The 16,411-nt window shown below is 39.5% G+C and carries 10 protein-coding genes; 4 read left to right on the plus strand and 6 right to left on the minus strand.

All coding sequences use genetic code 11. The features are described 5' to 3' along the window. Positions 1-6: 6 nt before the first annotated feature. Entirely contained in the window at positions 7-879 is an 873-nt protein-coding gene (locus tag D172_RS16415) for an acyltransferase (protein WP_007376435.1), read from the minus strand. Between the two features lie 61 nt (positions 880-940). Further along, positions 941-2,821: a biosynthetic arginine decarboxylase gene (gene speA / locus D172_RS16420; protein ID WP_007376434.1), complete on the minus strand. Its 1,881-nt coding sequence runs from the start codon at positions 2,819-2,821 to the stop codon at positions 941-943. Between the two features lie 198 nt (positions 2,822-3,019). On the opposite strand from speA, the gene speE reads away from it, so the two are divergent. Continuing rightward, on the plus strand, positions 3,020-3,883 hold the full coding sequence (speE, locus tag D172_RS16425) for a polyamine aminopropyltransferase (RefSeq protein WP_007376433.1): 864 nt from the start codon (positions 3,020-3,022) through the stop codon (positions 3,881-3,883). Between the two features lie 74 nt (positions 3,884-3,957). Here the strand turns inward: speE and D172_RS16430 are convergent, their stop codons facing one another. The 3 genes from D172_RS16430 to D172_RS16440 form a co-directional block, all read right to left on the minus strand. Further along, on the minus strand, positions 3,958-5,556 hold the full coding sequence (locus D172_RS16430) for a methyl-accepting chemotaxis protein (protein ID WP_007376432.1): 1,599 nt from the start codon (positions 5,554-5,556) through the stop codon (positions 3,958-3,960). Between the two features lie 64 nt (positions 5,557-5,620). Beyond that, positions 5,621-6,853, minus strand: a complete 1,233-nt coding sequence (locus D172_RS16435) for a hypothetical protein (protein ID WP_007376431.1) — start codon at positions 6,851-6,853, stop codon at positions 5,621-5,623. Next, positions 6,843-7,469 (minus strand): methylamine utilization protein, encoded by a 627-nt coding sequence (locus tag D172_RS16440; protein ID WP_007376430.1) that lies wholly within the window; start codon positions 7,467-7,469, stop codon positions 6,843-6,845. The genes D172_RS16435 and D172_RS16440 overlap by 11 nt, the downstream gene beginning before the upstream one ends. 161 nt (positions 7,470-7,630) lie before the next feature. On the opposite strand from D172_RS16440, the gene D172_RS16445 reads away from it, so the two are divergent. The 3 genes from D172_RS16445 (at position 7,631) to D172_RS16455 (ending at position 14,415) form a co-directional block, all read left to right on the plus strand. Then, positions 7,631-9,673: a glycoside hydrolase family 97 protein gene (locus D172_RS16445; protein ID WP_007376429.1), complete on the plus strand. Its 2,043-nt coding sequence runs from the start codon at positions 7,631-7,633 to the stop codon at positions 9,671-9,673. 571 nt (positions 9,674-10,244) lie between these two features. Further along, positions 10,245-13,247, plus strand: coding sequence for a LodA/GoxA family CTQ-dependent oxidase (locus D172_RS16450; RefSeq protein ID WP_007376428.1), 3,003 nt, complete (start codon positions 10,245-10,247; stop codon positions 13,245-13,247). Positions 13,248-13,254: 7 nt separating this feature from the next. Next, entirely contained in the window at positions 13,255-14,415 is a 1,161-nt protein-coding gene (locus D172_RS16455) for a tryptophan 7-halogenase (RefSeq protein WP_007376427.1), read from the plus strand. Between the two features lie 674 nt (positions 14,416-15,089). On the opposite strand, the gene envZ is transcribed toward D172_RS16455, so the two are convergent. Continuing rightward, a complete protein-coding gene (envZ, locus tag D172_RS16465; protein ID WP_007376426.1) occupies positions 15,090-16,406 on the minus strand; it encodes a two-component system sensor histidine kinase EnvZ in 1,317 nt (438 codons plus the stop codon). Positions 16,407-16,411: the final 5 nt, after the last annotated feature.

The raw sequence follows: 16,411 nt of genomic DNA on the forward strand, positions 1-16,411 counted from the left end.
TTTTCTTTATGGTTTTTCAAGCGATTGCAATGTTTGCTCTTTATTTTCCCATAAACGATTTAACTCACTTTGAAAGCGAATTCTAAATTCAGAATCACCGGTGTAGTCACCAATAAGCTCTTCGCTTACCGGCCTTACTTCCACGTGTACGTTGATATTTTTTACCTTACCACCAGCAAAATCCATAAAAGTAGGGATGCCATCGGGGTAATGAATTGTGACGTTAACCACTTTAGTAATTTGCTCGCCCATTGCTTGCATTACAAAAGCAATACCGCCCGCTTTTGGTTTTAATAAATGTGGGAACGGGCTATTTTGGCGCGCATGCTTTTGCGTAGTAAAACGAGTGCCTTCAACAAAGTTAACCACACTTACTGGCATCTCTTTGAATTTTTCGCAGGCTTTACGCGTAGTTTCTAAATCTTTACCACGCAGCTTTGGATTCTTTTTTAATTGGCTTTTACTCGTGCGCGTCATAAACGGGAAATCAAGCGCCCACCAACACAAGCCTAAAATGGGCACATAAATAAGCTCCTTTTTTAAAAAGAAGTTTAAAAATGGAATTTTACGATTAAACACGCGCTGTAATACTAAAATATCGACCCAGCTTTGGTGGTTTGCTATTACTAGGTACCAATCTTTTAGTTTTAGTTCTTCAAGGCCAGTTACGTTAAGTTTTGTTGGCGTAAATAACATTTGATTTAAGCTATTAAAAGTGACCCAAATAGTTGCACATTGTTTAGCAACCCAGCTCATTAATTTTTGCAGTGGCTTAATAGGGATAAGCTTTATAAGCCCACAAATAAAAATAGGCACAAACCAAAAGAGTGTGTTTATTGCGTACAAAATAATACTAAGTACACCGCGAATAACTGACATTACTTCTACTTCCTTTAAACATGGCGCAGCAACTAATACTGCGCTTTCAGTTGCTTACAAATTAATCTTCAAAATAGGTATAACCTTCAAGGCCTGCATTAAGCTCAGCTAAATAACCTTGCTTACACTGCGTCGATACATCAAGTTTATTAACTTGGTACGCAAAGTTGTCAGCTAAAATAGCGCTATCATAGTCAACAAACTTTAATACATCCTTAACGCTATCACCTTTTATGGCATTGGTTAACACATAACCTTCGTCGTTAAGCTCTACATGCACCGAATCGGTATCACCAAATAGGTTATGTAAATCACCTAAAATCTCTTGATATGCGCCCACCATAAACATCGCAATATGGTATTGCTCGCCATGTTTATATTCTGGAATGGGTAAGCTAGTTTCGATACCAGCACCTTCAACGTATTCACGGATTTGCCCATCAGAGTCACAGGTAATATCTTGAATAATCGCACGTTGAGTCAATGGCTGAGTTAAATTTTCGATTGGCATAACCGGAAACAACTGCTGAATACCCCATACATCTGGCAATGACTGAAATAATGAAAAGTTAACAAAGAGTTTATCAGCCAACTTTTCGTTTAAATCGTCGAGCACTTCACGGTGCGCGCGCGCGTTATTACTAAGCGATGCACGTACACGATGTAAAATAGTAAAATAAAGCTGCTCTATTTTTGCCCACTCTAGCATGCTTACTAAGCCATGCACGTACTGATCGTGCGCTTCGCTAAATAAGTGCATAGCGTCGTGATAAATCTCTAATGCCATACGCGGGTTTAAACGCTGTAAACACTGCCACATTTCATCAAGCACTAATGCGCTATTTTCAAGCGGTGGCTCTGAATTTAAATGATTTGGCGCTTTTTCTACGTCTATTACATCGGTAATTAATACCGCATGGTGAGCGGTTAAAGCACGTCCCGATTCGGTGATAATAGCCGGATGGGTAAGGTTATGTTGGTCGCACACGTCTGCAAATGCATTCACTACATTACGTGCGTACTCTTCTACTGTGTAGTTCATTGAACACGCACTGCGTGAGCCAGAGCCCTCGTAATCAACGCCTAAGCCGCCGCCCACATCAACGGTATTTAACGGTACGTTTAATTGCGTAAGCTCAGCAAAGTGGCGTGCGCATTCACGCAAAGCACGGTGAATATCACGAATGTTGGCAATTTGAGAACCAATATGAAAATGCACCATTTGCATTAAGTGCAGCTTATTATGCTTTTTAAGCACTTCAACAGCACTTAGTACTTGGCCTGCCGTTAAACCAAACTTGCCTTTTTCGCCACCGGTGTTTTGCCACTTGCCTTTGCCTACTGAGTTTAGGCGAATACGAATACCAATAGCAGGTTCAATGCCTAGGTTGTCTATTTCTTCAAGTAGTGTGGTCAGTTCTGAAAGCTTTTCTACCACAATTTTTACGCTGTGGCCCATTGCTTGACCAATACACGCTAAACGTAAAAACTCACTGTCTTTATAGCCGTTACACACAATAGTAATTGGCTCTTTTGCTACGCCCAAAATAGCCATAAGCTCTGGCTTTGAGCCTGCTTCTAGGCCAACAAGTCCGCTTGGGTGCGCTAATAGTTTACTTACTACAGAACGCTGCTGATTTACTTTAATTGGATAAACACAGGTGTATTTACCGTTATATTCACGATTTGCTCGCGCTTGCGTAAACGCGTTAGTAAGTGTGTCTACACGATTTTGTAAAATATCGGTAAAGCGTACTAAAACCGGCAACGTTAACCCTTGTTGCTTAAACTGCTCAGTTAATTGCGTTAAAGAAATGGCCGGTTTTGCTTGGTCGCCATCTGGGTAAGCCACCAGTTCGCCTTGTGCGTTAATATCAAAATAACCATCACTCCAATGAGCAACGTTATAAGTGGCGCGTGCTGTTTCTAAACCCCAGGTCATGGCAACTCTTCTTTAGTCAATTAGGTATAAAGGCGCATTTTAATACGTCACTATCCACTAGGCTAACAAAAATTGAACTTTCACTCACTCCTAACTAACTTTATTCGTCAAATCAGTTAAAATGTCATTGAGCAAAACGCCAAGCACTGGCAGAATTGCCCCTTTTTCATACTCAACCTAAAAAGTGTAATAGTAACTATGGCAAATTTAGATCAAAGTAAGTGGTTTACTGAAATTAGCGACCGCGATGGCAGCGCATTTTCATTACGTATTAATAAAAAGTTAGATGAAAAACAGTCTCCTTTTCAAAAGGTAGAAATGTTTGAAACCACAGACTTTGGTAATTTAATGATCATCGACGGGTGTACTATGGTAACAACCCGCGAAAACTTCTTTTACCATGAGATGATCAGCCACCCTGCACTTTTAGCGCACCCAAACCCTAAAAACGTCGTTATTATTGGCGGCGGCGACTGCGGTACTTTACGCGAAGTATTAAAACACCCAGGCGTAGAAACTGTAACGCAAATAGATATAGACGAAGTAGTAACGCAAATGTCGTTAAAATACTTCCCAGAGCTTTGTGAATCTAACAACGACGCCCGTGCAACGGTTATGTTTGACGACGGTATTAAATACATGCGCGAAGCCGCTGGCGAATCTATCGACGTGGTTATTGTTGATGGCACCGATCCGGTGGGTCCAGGTGAAGGTTTATTTAACCATGCGTTTTACACAAGCTGTTTAGATGCACTGCGCCCAGGTGGTATTTTAGTACAACAAAGTGAATCGCCACTTATGCATATGCCATTGTTAGTTGAAATGCGCGAAGCAATGCTAAGCGTAGGCTTTAACGATTTACAAACACTGCCATTCCCACAACCAATTTACCCAAGTGGTTTATGGTCGGTAACACTTGCACGTAAATCACAAGCATTTGACGGTTTCAGAGAAGACGGCGCAGCAAAAATAGCTGAGCAAAGTGAATACTACAACAGCGGTATTCACCATGGTGCACTCGCTACACCTAACTACATGAAACGCGCATTCGATAAAAAATAGTCCCATTCACTTAGATATAAATTGCATTAAAAAGGGGCCCTAATAGGCCCCTGATTGTTTTAATAGCTCACTGTTTAAACTTTAAAACGATGTACTAAACGATTTAACTCATCGGTTAATTGTTCCATTTTTTTAGATACATCTTCAGTTGTTCGTGCAAGTGCAACACCTTCAACAGTTTGATCATTTAGTGATGATAAATTTTGACTTATTTCGTCGGCGACCGTAGTTTGCTCTTCTGTAGCCTGCGCTGTTTGCATTGCCATATCGTTCACTTTAGTTGACGAGCTTTGCATTGCATTAAGTACATCATTAGTTTGAGTAAATGACCCCACAGCATCATCAGCAAACTGCTTCCCTTCATCAATTGCTTTTATAGATTGCTCAACACTTGTCGCAAAGTGCTCAATCATTTGTTGGATGTCGTTAGTACTGACCTGTGTACGTGTTGCAAGCGTTCTGACTTCATCAGCAACAACAGCAAACCCTCGGCCATATTCGCCAGCACGTGCTGCTTCAATTGCCGCGTTTAATGCTAATAGATTGGTTTGCTCCGCAATAGCACGAATAACCTCTAATACTTTGGCTATGTTATCTGAACTTTGTTGTAGTTCAGTTGAGCGCGCCATCGCCTGATCCATATTTTGTGAAAGAGAAACAATACGAGCGCTCGAATTAGCAACGGCAGTTAAACCTTGTTGCGCCAAATTTAAAGAGTTATCAGCCTCACTCGAAGATTGTTGAGCAACTCCTGCAACTTCTCTACTTGCTACACTCATTTCATGTACAGCACTGACTATAGACTCAGAAGCCTGACCTAAAGCTTGGTTTACACTGTTATTTTGATTCGCAACCTTACTTAGCTCTGCACCTAGCGTATTTAGTTCTTTTGATTGCTCTAAAATATCGCGAATGAGCTGCTGTAAATTATCTAAAAAGCCATTAAAACTAGTAGCAAGATCTGCAAACTCATCTTGAGATGTTACTTGTATACGCCCCGTTAAATCACCATCCCCCGATGCAATATCATTAATACGTTCTGTAACATAATTAATTTGTTGCGTTAACTGTTTAGGTATTATGTAGCTAAACCAAACGGCTATTAATAAAATAATTATAACGAAAACTAACATCATCAACTTAGTCGACTCTATTTTTTCGGATAATTTATTAATTTCTTGTTCGGAAGTTTTTTCAGCTAACTCTCCAGCGCGGTCAAGCCTTACTCTTAAATCAGCAAATGTCTGTTCCGATTCAAACTGCTTTGCCTCACTCTTATCAGCCATATGAGCGTTCGAGGCATTAAGCCAAGCATTAAAAGTAGCATCAAAACTTCTAAATTCATTTTTAATTTCAGGATAATCCGTGAGAAGATCCAAATACTGCTTTAATTTTTGTATTACTTGCGCTGCATTTTCTTTGTGTTCTGCCTTATATTTTTCAATATTATTAGTATGCGTAACAAGATTTAGCTCTGCGACCTTAGCTTGATATAAGTCACGATCCGCATTTAATGCGAGTGAAGTTGCCTTAATAAATTTTTCAGATTGCACATCCAATGCATTTTTTTGTAGATTAATTAAATGGGTGTAGCCAATAATTAACGACAATACTGCAATTCCTAAAATCACTATAGGAAAAGAAACTTTAACGCGAATACTATGCAAATTCATTTATCACTCCTGACGGGATTACACACTATAACTAAGTTTTAAAAAGGCAACACATGCATTAAATTTATAATTTCCATTGCATATTAAGCATTACTTGCTGTTGTGAAATAGACTGTTTAAAACCAATTGCAGCTCTATTTTCAACTACACTTTTAAGAGTAGCTCCCTCAACACCTATTTGTAACTTTTCACTCAACTGATAACGCCATGTTGCAGTTATACCTTCACCATGACTGCCATTAGGGTCAAATACAGTGGTATCGTTATCTGTAACTTTAAAATAATCATAACGCAACGATACTCTGTGCTTACCTTCTTTATGACTCATCATTAAATAATGACTATAGTATGTATTGTCTATTAACGCATTATATCCCATTTCAGTTTTACCACTTAACACTTGCGCAATGAGGCGTGTTTTTTTATTTAACTTATAGAGCCATGCGGCGCTGGTAAACCGAGTATCCCACGCATATTGTCCTGAGCTAATATTTAGCTTGGTCGGATCGCCATTGTTATCATAATAATAAATTCGAAATTGTGATTTTTTTAAGTAATCCCAGTGCATACCCACATAATAACCAAAGCGACCATCCACCTCTTCAAACGGTAATACTTGGTTAGCTTGCCAACGTAATTGGGATTCATTTAATGCTGCTATAGGTGCAAACCTGACGCCTTCGTTAAATGTTGTTTGCCTGTCATGTAATGCAAAACCACGCCATGCGAGCAATGTACCTGCGGGGTCATTTCCTTTAAATGTAGCTCCTATAACACTAAAGCCATGTGCACTATTAAAACGCTTTGCAGGTCGCTTTATAGTAACCTCAACTCCGACAGTACGTAGTTCTTCACCAATCCAACTATTAATTGCTGAATTTGTATAATTATATGGCGACGTCCAGCCAATATCTGGGTTTTCTAAAGACATTAATGGATAAAAGCCACCTACACGTACATGCCATTTATAGTTACTGTTAGATAACGGTTGGTACTTTATGTAAGCTTGCGTTAAACCTAAAGCCACATCAGGGTCTTGATTTATATTCAGTACACCATGAGCCGACCAACTAGATGCTAAATCAACATTAAAATCTAAAATACCTTGTGATAAAATAAGCTCATCGCTTTTAGCATCGTGCCGATACAATCCAATACCGCCCTCTTGAAAACTAAGCGTATCATCACCTTGCACTGCTCTAACTTGTATTAAGCCTTTTACCTGTGCACTTAACGCACCACTAAAAAATACAATACAACACAGCAGTGTCAGCTTTAGTAAGTTATTAGTAATCATCGAATTCGTCCGTGGCAAAATCAATTTGTTCGGTTATAGTTTGCTTTATTTTATAAGTAAGTGGGGCTGAATTTACAGTTACAGTCTCTGATTCAACATTACTAATATCACCAAATCCTGAATGCCATACATTGAGAGTGTATTCTCCTAAAGGTGCTGCTAAATCAACCTTTCCTGTTATATCGGTAATAGCAAAAATAGTGCTATCAACCACAACGATATAACCCAACATCCAATCATGAATATTACACCCAAGCTCTACAACACCGGTTTGCTCAAACACCAAGGGGGCTTTAGGTTGTTCTTTATATAGCTTTAATTCGAATGTTTTAGCCTTAGAAAACGAATACACATGATGCATAATAGAATCTGCATTTGGAAACTCCACTTTAGCGTTTTGCGGTACAACTAAAATGCGTGGTGTAAACTCTCTGTTTTTTTGACTCATTGCATAAGGCGCATCCGGTGCAATGATTACTTCTGAAGTGTTTTTTGCAGTTAGCCACACGACGGCATTCGCCATTGGTTCATCTTTTGTATTTTTAATTGTTATTTGAATTGCCGCTGCTTGCCAACTTAAAACCATTGATATTATAAAAATTAAATACTTAATCATTCGCTTACCATTCTTATTTTCAACTTATTTATATTATAGACCGGTTAGATTACTTATTTCTTTCTATTTTTTATAACATTGAATACGTATGTAGAAGTTCGTATTCCTTAATAACTGCCTTTATGCTGGTTAATTCATACTGGCATACCAAGGATCTCATAATGAGAACATCAACACTTTTACTTTTAGCTTTTTCGAGCAGTTGTTTTGCTCAAACAGCGACGTTGCAATCTCCTAATGGCAATATAAAAATAACTATATCAGACGAACTAAATACTCCAACATATTCTATTGATTTTAAAAACAGACCAGTAATAACAAGCTCCGCTCTAGGGTTTGAATTTAAACAACAAGCACCTTTTAGCGAAGGCTTTAAAATAGCAAAAACCCAAAAACAAACCGTTAATACTCAATGGCAGCTGCCTTGGGGTGAGCGCCAAACAGTGACTGATAAGCATAATGAAGTTGCCGTAACATTTAATAAATCACAGCCTCAAGGTGGTACTTTCACCGTAAAATTTAGAGCCTTTAATAATGGTATTGGCTTTAGGTACGAAGTGCCTGAACAAATAGGTTTCGAAAAAACAGAAATAACCAAAGAGCTTACCGAGTTTGCAATAGCCGACAGTAGCAATGCAACAGCATGGTGGATCCCTGCTCGTGGTTGGAACCGTTATGAGTATGTTTATAACACCACCCCGCTTAATGACGCAGCTTTAGTGCACACTCCATTTACCTTTAAAAATAAAGATGGCATACATTTAAGTATTCACGAAGCTGCACTTGTTGATTACGCCGCCATGGTGCTTAATCAGCGTCGCCCTGGTACATTTCAGGCAGATTTAACACCTTGGTCAGACGGTATTGCAGTTAAAAAACAAGGCGCATTCAATACCCCGTGGCGTACAATCCAAATGGGCGAACATGCTGTTGATTTAGTTAATTCGGATATTATTTTAAATTTAAACGAGCCAAATAAGCTCGACGATGTATCGTGGATTAAACCTGGTAAATACGTCGGTATTTGGTGGGGAATGCACATAGAAACACAAACGTGGGGGAGCGGCGAAAAACACGGAGCAACCACAAAAACAACTAAATACTATATGGATTTTGCAGCACAACACGGTTTTGATGGCGTATTAGTTGAAGGCTGGAATATTGGCTGGGATGGTGATTGGTATTTTAATGGCGATGTATTTAATTTTACAAAACCTTATGACGATTTTGATATTGCAACACTTGCACAATATGGCAAAGAGAAAGGCGTTCAGCTCATTGGTCATCACGAAACGTCAGGTAATGTGAGCAACTATCGTGATCAAATGGAAGACGCCTTTGCTCTTTACGAAAAATTAAACGTAAGCCAGGTAAAAACAGGTTACGTAGCTGATGGCGGGAATATTAAACGCATAGATGAAAACGGCATAGCTCGTCATGAATGGCACGACGGTCAGTTTATGGTTAACGAGTATCTTTACAACATAAAACTTGCCGCAAAGCATAAAATTAGTATAAATACCCACGAGCCGATTAAAGATACGGGTCTGCGCCGTACCTACCCCAATTGGATTGCGCGTGAAGGCGCACGTGGACAAGAGTTTAACGCATGGGGCTCCCCGCCTAACCCACCTGAACACATACCAATGCTTGCCTTTACCCGCATGCTTGCAGGCCCAATGGACTTTACACCTGGTATTTTTGATATGAGCTTTAATGGCTTAGGTGATGACACAAATCGCCCACAAACTACACTTGCCAAACAGCTGGCGCTTTATGTTGTTTTGTATAGCCCAATTCAAATGGCGGCCGACTTACCTAAAAATTACTTAGCGAAGCCCGACGCATTTCAATTTATCCAAGATGTTCCCACCGATTGGCAGCAAAGTATTGCCCTAGATGGCGAAGTAGGCGACTTTATTGTATTTGCCCGCAAAGAGCGTAAAAGTGGTAAATACTCAGGAAACGATTGGTACTTGGGTGCCGTTACCGATGAAAAAGCCCGTACAATTAAGGTAAAACTCGATTTTTTAGAGCAAGGCAAAAAATTTGAAGCACAAATTTATAAAGACGGTGAAAATGCCGAGTGGAAAAATAACCCATACGATTTAACTATCGAGAAACGTATTGTAACTGCAAACGATAAGCTTACTTTAAAACTAGCAACAAGTGGTGGTACAGCAATTCGCTTTAAAGCACTTTAAATAACACAAAAAATATACCAAGTAACCTGGGCTATTGGCTTTTCAAGATTGAAATTCAACCCAGGTGCTATTTAATCGCGGTGCGAAACTTGTAACTTAAATAGCAGCGTGCACTTACTTGGTATTTATGAGGGATAACCATATACATTAGGCACAGCCTTGCCTACAAACCAAACACACACTTTTTAAATAACCCTTTGTCAGCCTCACCTATTCTTTTTTAGATATGCTATTTGCTGTAATACTCTGTAATAGATTTCTTTAGCTGCATCATCTACCTTTATCAATAATTCCACATAAAAAAATTAGTATGTGAATAACAATAATTCTAAGCTGTACCTAAAACGAATAAAAACATAAAAAATGGTTACTCATACAGCTTAGGCATTTAATACCTATTTCTTGCAATCTCGATTGCCAATCTCACAGCATTCCGAATGCAATATTGAAAACAAATAACAACGGTAGTTTTATTCTTTTTTTCGTAAAAATCACGCAGCTGAAATTAATAAAAATACAATGTTTTCTCAAAACCAATTTATATCTCAATAGCTTAAAAGGAATACTTACAATGGCTAAAAAAGAAAATCCAACAAAACCATCAGCTAACAACATACCTTGTTGGTCAGATAATGAAAGTGTTGAACAAGCCTGTAGACGCTTAACTGAGATGTTTGTTGGCCTCGGCCAAGTACCACGTATTGATAAAGGTCAACAACCTGCGCAACGTGCCGTTTTTAGAAAGCAACATGGCATCGCATACGGTAAGTTTAAAATTAATCCAGACATAGACCCGCAATTCAAAATTGGTATTTTTTCTAAAAGTGAATATGAATGCGCCATACGTTTTTCGAGTGATACCACTCCCTCCTCCCCCGATTTACACAGCACACTTGGTTTAGCAATGAAGTTGTTTGCGGTCAATGGAGATAAATTAATTGGTGAAAGCAATACCGCTGATTTTATTTTTCAAAATATGGATCGTTTTTTCACTAAAAATGCGCAACAGATGTGCCAATTTACAACAGCAGGTGTGATTGATAAAGATTATGATGCTTACCTAAATGACCCTAAAAATAGTGACGTTGCTAACATCCTAAACGACATGCAAAAAGTTGAATCGAGCTGCTTAAGTGCCAAATATTGGGCTATTTTGCCATTCAAGCTAGGTGATCAACAAATTGTTAAATATCGCTTAGTTCCTGAAGAGAGTGAAGTCGGCGCGCCATGCGTTGATAACAATTACCTTGCTTTAGATTTACAGCGACGATTACGAGAAGGGAGTGCCAAATTCCGATTTGAGGTACAACTACGTACAAATCCAGAAACAATGCCACTCGATGACGCTCAAGCAGTATGGAGCACTCAACAAAGTCCTTATGTGTGTATTGCTCGTCTACATCTAGCACAACAAAATATTACAGCAATTGGCCAAGCCGAACTTGGTAGTAGCTTGGCATTTAATATTTGGCGTACTTTAGCCGCCCATGAACCACTTGGCAGTATCGCACTTGCACGAAAGTCAGCCTATGCAGCCAGTGCAAAAGCACGTCACACAGCTAACGGACAACAGCTACAAGAGCCAACTAAATTAACTAACTTCAATCCAGAACAAGCACAAGAAGCGGATTCTGAATGTATTGTTTATGCCGGAATTTACCCTCCTATTGGCGTAATGCGCGTTGGCAACAGCAAGGACGATTATTTTATTGGTCCGCAGCAACCTCAACCAGTTCCCAATAGTGACGAATATGCGTATCGCGATAAAAGCGGTGCACTTAAACGCCAAGCTGCAGAGTTTAGAATTTATGGTTTTAACGCTGCAGGTAAGGCTATAAAAGAGCTTACACTAGATAATGCAGATATCACATGGCACGCCCAACTCGCCAACCAAAAATCATCTTGGTACGAGTTTCAAATTGCTTTAGATATTCCTGAAGCCGCAGACGCTCCACCTTCGCTACTGCGTAATAATAATGTAGCAGACCGAGATAAACTTCATATTAATGGTGGTCAGCGCAAGCTAAGTGGTAAAAACGTAAATAGCAAAAACGAACATAACTTTATTGGTAAGTTTATGGACGAAGATGTCTACTTAGGCGAGATGCGCAGCGATAACCACGGTCGATTAATAATGTTAGGAGGACATGGTGTTGCCCGTAATTTAAAAGGCGATATTGCGGTAACTTTCGCCAACAACGAAGGTTGGTATGACGATATATCCGATGGCCCAATTACTGCCGAGGTTGTTCATAATGGTGTTGCATTAAGAGTTGAACCAGCTTGGGTCATTTGTGCGCCGCCTGATTATGCGCCTATGCAAAAATCAGTTCGTACTATGTGGGATTTAATGCGCGATGTTGCTGTTAATAGTAGCATGCTAGCACGACCACAACGCCCATCATTCACAGAGGACATTCAACCTATATTTTCTAGGATGACCAATTTACAGTGGGTTAATAGCGGCTTTGCTGGTGCATTCGGCTGGGGTGGTCAATTTGATTATACGACCCCAGAATGGTTGGCAAAACTTAGTGACCCATCACCTGCATATCAAGAGCTCCGCCGGACTTTATCTAATAACTTTCGTCGAACTGATGTATCAGGTGCACAAGCACCTCAACTATGGCCTTGGTTATATGGTGACGCTATTAGCATCCCTCCAACAGGCTCAGTACGCCAGCATGCGACTTTGTCTAATTTACAATTGTCGTTTTTAGACCAGTGGGTAAAAGGTGATTTCATTAATGATTACAAACCACAATCACGCTGCCCTGTGCCAACTCAGCCACCAACTATTGATGACTACCCTGTTGCCGAACAGCCTGAACAGCTAACGCGTGGTGCAATGGAGTTTTGCCTTGCTGATGCATTTCATCCAGGCTGTGAGATGACTTGGCCAATGCGAACGGCCGGAATGTATATGTCTCCATTTCGACTAAAACATGCATTACCTGATACACAAAGTGATCATTGTTATTATGGGCCTATTATGAATCATGATATTTATACTTTAGCAAAAGGCCCTTTGTTTGGTGGCCAAGTAGCAGGAGGGATCACACGTTGGATGGCTATTCCATGGCAAACTGACACGGCCAGTTGTCGCGATGGTTATAGCTCTGAGTATGACCCATTTTTACCCACATTTTGGCCAGCTCGTGTTCCCAATCAAATAATGAATCAACGACGCTATCAACAGGTTCTTGATACATCATTATCTGATAGTACCCGCCAGCAAGCGTTTGCATATAGAACAGATTGGCTTGATGACTTGCCCCTACATGGTAACCCTGCAACCTATACCAACCAAATAAATAGTATGGTTGAGCACTTTGCAGAACTTGCTATTGTACAAACACATACTGGTGCTATTAACGACGAACAATTCCCCAACACTATGCAGGTAGGCATGCTACCTCATAATAAAGCAGGCGAAGGTTTAGTTAACTTAGCCAGTAAAGCAATACAACATAGTAACGTTACTCTCTCTGTAGATTTGACTCATAATCGAAGCAAAGTAGATTTAGGCGTGACCGAAAAAGCCAACCGTTTTCATCGCATCAAAGGACGTTGAAATCGCTATGCCAATGATTAAAAATGAGGACGCAAAAAACAGTGTTGTGATCATTGGTGCTGGCGTGGCTGGATGTATTGCCGCGCTTGCTTTGTGCGATTCTTATAAGGTGACGCTTATCGATAAATCAGCATCTCCTGAAGAACGTATAGGAGAGTGCTTAGCACCCGCAGCAAGACGAATTTTAAAACAACTCAACTTACTAACTGAATTTGAAAGCCGATTAGAAACGGATATTGCACTTCCTCATCATTTACCTAATGCCGGAATGCAAATAAGTTGGGGTCAAGAAGCCCTGCACATTGCAGATAACCTCAATAACCCTGATGGTTTCGGCTGGCGACTAGACCGAAAAAGGTTTGAGTTGTTTTTACGTGAAAAAGCCCAACAGCGAGGCGTAGAATGCATTTGGCCCGCTAAATTAATTAACAGTCAATACAAAGAAAACTCTTGGCATATTACACTTATAAATTCAGACTTAAATGAAGATCAGGAAGTAAGCATAGTATGTCCATTCGTTATTGATGCAACTGGTCGCCAAGCACATTTTGCCAAAAAGTATACCGATCGCCAGCAAAGTGATCGCCTCATATCATGCTGGGCAACTTTAGATGACAATAGCGAAAATAAACTGGGCAATATTCACTCAACTAATAATGGTTGGTGGTACAGTGCTCCACTTCCAAACCAGCGGCGTGTTTTAGCCTTCCAAACTGATTCAGACCTAATGCCTAAGGGGCTGCATCGCGATCCAGCATACTTTATTAAGTATGCTCAACAACACTCATCACTCGCAAAATTACTAAATGACAATCAAAAAACGCTAAATTTACAGGGCATTGTAAGTGCTAACTCAACACGTTTGAACAACTTTTCAGGTCAACAATGGGCCGCATTAGGTGATGCAGCTATAAGCTTTGATCCCTTGTCATCACAAGGAATTTTTAACGCAATGGCAAATGCGATGCAACTCGCATTACTGCTTAAAAAATCAAATATACTAAAAATTATCGACAATGATATACAACAGCACTTTAATAAAATTTACCAACAGCAAATAGAGCAAATATGGCGTCATTATTTACACCATCAACATTTCTTTTATAACCAAGAACAGCGCTGGTCTAAAATGCCTTTTTGGCAACGCAGACTTCAATATAAAGCATAACCATGATTATTTTTACGCTAGAGTGTTGATCTTTCATGACTAAAGCTACTTTAGCTAGGGGTGATTTAGTTATCGCAGGAAGTTTGCAACCTAGTGGGCTAAGTAAAAGTAAACCGTCTCTAGGGCAAACCCAAAGGGCTGAGCATGTTTGGCATTTATGGGGAGTAAAAATATATATTAGCTATCCAATGCTAATAATTTTTCTAACTACTCGAATAATTACAAATCAAGTAGCTATAAAAAGTAAGGTCACTATTTAATCTTCGTAATACCAATCTGCTTAATTAAGTAAGCTATTTTGAGGTAAGAAAACAGTGTCGATAACAAGGCAAAAATTCGTTATTTAGTTGTTCTATATAAGAAATATTTAACACAGTTAGCGTCAGGTTTAAGCTCTCAAATTGCTCAAATATTATTACGAATTGGTATTAATGTATTAATGATGTAACAGCTAAAAAGCATACTAAAAAGCGATACAAACACTCTATTTTGATCCATTATAAAAAGCTCTACGAAAAAGCTGTATACAATACCCTAATAAAAACGATTAATGCCTGACCGTACATAGCACATGTATTTTGAAATATGTGGAGGTAATCATATGGCTTATACCTTGTAAGTCTATTTGGTATTAAACACTTAGTTTACAGTTAGTAACTACACAGCTATTAGCTTTAAACAGCTTGGTTAGTTACTTTTATAGGCAAGTATATTTGCGCACTTAGCCCGCCTTCGGGACGATTTTCAAGCATCACTTTTCCATCGTGCATATCTACTATACGCTTGATAATTGCCAGCCCTAAACCACTGCCTTCGCTCCCTCGAGCAGCATCACCTTGCTTAAATGGTTCGAACACGGACTCTAACTCACTTTCAGGAATGCCGGGGCCATTATCGTTTACTGCAATAACGACATATTTTTTATTTGGACTAAAATAACTAAGTACTTCTATATCATCTTGTGAATAACGCAGCGCATTACCAATCATGTTTGTTATTACACGCTTAATAGCCACAGAGCTTAGCGGTATATTGCCAATACTTGGGTTCTCTTTAAACGTAATTACACGTTGATGCTTTAGCTCCGAATGAATAACTTCAGCCACCAGTGCATTTATATTTTCACAGGTTAGTTCTTCACGCTTATGATGGCGTAAGTACTCGATAAACTGGTCGATAATACCGTTCATGTCTTCAATATCGTAAATAATACCTTCGCGTAAGTACTCATCAGCTTCAGCCATCATTTCAGTCGCTAAACGAATGCGTGTAAGCGGCGTGCGTAAATCATGTGACACTCCAGCCATTAATAAACGGCGGTCATTCTCAAGTGCAGCAATACCCCGCGACATCTGATTAAACGCGCGCGTTACTTCTATCACTTCTGTTGAACCTTCCTCTGCTAACTTAGTAGTAAAATCACCTTTACCAACTTTTATTGCAGCTTGCTGTAACGCTTTAAGCGGCCTATTGAGGTGCCTTGCAAACAACCACCCACCTAACACACTTAAAAATCCGATGCTTGATAAATAAAAAGTTAAAAACTCTAAATTATTCTCTTGGAAACCAGTTAACGGTACTTTAACCCAGTAACCTGGAGCTTGGGGGGCTTCGACCCAATATATGAGTGGACCAGTTTGGCTAATGCGCACACGCGAGAAGCCATTTAACTGTTTCGTCATACTGCGCGATAATCCTGAATACTCACGAGTTTGCCCTAACCCATTACGCATTGCCTCACGTTGAGTCATTACTTCAATTCCAGTGATTTCAAAAAACTTTTCTGAAACCTCGTCGTTTATCTCAATGCCGTCTTCCCAATCTATAAATACGGTTTTTATTTGCTTTGCGAGCATTAAATTTACTTGCTCAATTGTAGGCTTTACAACATATAAGCTTACTGTAACGTAAGACACTATTTGGTTTATTAGTAATAATGCGGCTACCAAAAAAACCGTTTGTCCAAACGCACTACGCGGAAAAAATCCCATATAAA

The sequence above is a fragment of the Pseudoalteromonas sp. Bsw20308 genome (assembly GCF_000310105.2).
GTDB classification, from domain to species: domain Bacteria; phylum Pseudomonadota; class Gammaproteobacteria; order Enterobacterales; family Alteromonadaceae; genus Pseudoalteromonas; species Pseudoalteromonas fuliginea.

Bases quoted from the DNA above. Each gene is read 5' to 3' on its own strand.
- D172_RS16430 (WP_007376432.1), bottom strand. From the start codon at position 5,556: ATGAATTTGCATAGTATTCGCGTTAAAGTTTCTTTTCCTATAGTGATT.
- D172_RS16455 (WP_007376427.1), top strand. From the start codon at position 13,255: ATGCCAATGATTAAAAATGAGGACGCAAAAAACAGTGTTGTGATCATT.
- D172_RS16435 (WP_007376431.1), bottom strand. From the start codon at position 6,853: ATGATTACTAATAACTTACTAAAGCTGACACTGCTGTGTTGTATTGTA.
- envZ (WP_007376426.1), bottom strand. From the start codon at position 16,406: ATGGGATTTTTTCCGCGTAGTGCGTTTGGACAAACGGTTTTTTTGGTA.
- speA (WP_007376434.1), bottom strand. From the start codon at position 2,821: ATGACCTGGGGTTTAGAAACAGCACGCGCCACTTATAACGTTGCTCAT.
- D172_RS16445 (WP_007376429.1), top strand. From the start codon at position 7,631: ATGAGAACATCAACACTTTTACTTTTAGCTTTTTCGAGCAGTTGTTTT.
- D172_RS16440 (WP_007376430.1), bottom strand. From the start codon at position 7,469: ATGATTAAGTATTTAATTTTTATAATATCAATGGTTTTAAGTTGGCAA.
- D172_RS16415 (WP_007376435.1), bottom strand. From the start codon at position 879: ATGTCAGTTATTCGCGGTGTACTTAGTATTATTTTGTACGCAATAAAC.
- D172_RS16450 (WP_007376428.1), top strand. From the start codon at position 10,245: ATGGCTAAAAAAGAAAATCCAACAAAACCATCAGCTAACAACATACCT.
- speE (WP_007376433.1), top strand. From the start codon at position 3,020: ATGGCAAATTTAGATCAAAGTAAGTGGTTTACTGAAATTAGCGACCGC.